This is a genomic window from Paraburkholderia sp. SIMBA_054 (assembly GCF_046534875.1).
GTDB lineage: Bacteria > Pseudomonadota > Gammaproteobacteria > Burkholderiales > Burkholderiaceae > Paraburkholderia > Paraburkholderia hospita.
This window is the reverse complement of the sequence record NZ_JAWRXV010001585.1, coordinates 1-241: the sequence shown is the minus strand read 5'-3', so window position 1 is coordinate 241 and position 241 is coordinate 1. Positions and strand designations below refer to the sequence as shown.

1 protein-coding gene is annotated in these 241 nt (G+C 73.4%); it reads right to left on the bottom strand.

The window, feature by feature from the left end:
- Positions 1 to 241: hypothetical protein (locus tag SB822_RS60400; protein ID WP_410859558.1), on the bottom strand; the 241-nt coding region annotated here is incomplete at both ends.

The following is a 241-nucleotide window of genomic DNA, read 5'->3' as shown; positions in this document are numbered from 1 at the left end:
CGGCGCGACGTAGACAGTCTTCGGTGCAGGCGGCGGCACGTAGGCGACCGGCGGCGGGGGCACATAAGCGGGCGCAGGCGCGACGACAACAGGCGCAGGCGCAGCAACCACCGGTACCGGCGCGACGACAACCGGAGCCGGCGCCACCACGACCGGCGGAGGCGCGACGACAACCGGTACGCTGCCCACGGCAACCGTCGCGCCGACAGTCGTAACCGTGCCCGTAGTCACCGTGCCGCCG